A 343-nucleotide genomic window follows, 5' to 3' on the forward strand; every position below is an offset into this window, starting at 1 on the left:
GGGATGCGGATGTTTGGTGAAGTGATCTGGGTTGTCGCCATCTTTTTTTCCCGAGTTCTGGATATGTCGATGGCGGCGATCCGCACCATTCTACTTGTAAGAGGAAAAAAACTTCCTGCAGCACTTATTGGCTTCTTCGAGGTTCTGATCTTTGTTATCGTGTTGAGCAAAGTAATGCAGAGTCTTGATTCGCCGGTCAATATTCTTGCATACTGTCTCGGATTCGCGACAGGGAACTATGTAGGGGCATGGCTGGAAGGGAAAATGGCATTTGGTAATGTATTGATCCAAGTTATTTCTAAAAACCATTCAGATCGATTGGTTGAAGAAGCAAGAGCAAAAG

Annotated in this window: 1 protein-coding gene; it reads left to right on the top strand. The window is 44.3% G+C overall.

The window, feature by feature from the left end:
• Window positions 1-343 (top strand): DUF5698 domain-containing protein (locus LKX83_RS32140; RefSeq protein ID WP_227887326.1); only part of this gene is annotated, 343 nt, incomplete at both ends.

The sequence above is a fragment of the Cohnella baijiui genome (assembly GCF_020731285.1).
Taxonomy (GTDB): Bacteria; Bacillota; Bacilli; order Paenibacillales; family Paenibacillaceae; genus Cohnella.